Below are 586 nucleotides of genomic sequence, written 5' to 3'. Positions count from 1 at the left end.
AACGCTGATGGCAGTCAGGAAGTGTATGTCCATGACCAGCGCGCGCGGCTGGTGCAGCGGGTTGATCCGGATGGCGCTGAGCACTTCAAATCCTACGACGACAAGGGCCGGCTGACGGTTGAGCAGGATCCGCTGGGCGCGGTGACGGCGTATCAGTACGACGACGCTGGGCGTTTGGTGGCGTTGTTTCCGGGGGAGGATGAGCCGACGTCCTACGAGCACGATAACGGGTTCGTACGGGTTGTGCGGCGCGGTGAAGCGGTTTGGAAGTATGAGCGCAATGAACAGGGCGACGTTACGCGTCAGACAGATCCTGACGGCAACGTTACGGATTACACCTACAACAAACACGGGCAACTGATTGGGGTTTGGTATCCGGATAACGGTTGTCATCGGCTGGTCTGGAATGAGCGTGGACAGCTTGTTGAAGAGCAACTGCCGAATGGCGGGGTTAAGCGGTATCGCTATGACGATGTTGGGCGACAGGTTGCGCGTGAGGATGAGCATGGGGCGCTGACCCAGTATCAGTGGGACAGCGTCGGCCGGTTGATTCTTGTCGTACTTCCTGGCGGCGCAACGCGGGAAT

General features: G+C 59.0%; 1 pseudogene. It reads left to right on the top strand.

Features of this window, described 5'->3' with window-relative positions:
- A pseudogene (locus AACU78_RS15710) lies at positions 1 to 586 on the top strand (RHS repeat domain-containing protein); the annotation flags it as partial.

It is taken from the genome of Pseudomonas sp. R9.37 (genome assembly GCF_963878885.1).
In the GTDB taxonomy this organism is placed as follows: domain Bacteria; phylum Pseudomonadota; class Gammaproteobacteria; order Pseudomonadales; family Pseudomonadaceae; genus Aquipseudomonas.
This window is presented reverse-complemented; position numbering and strand designations above follow the sequence as displayed.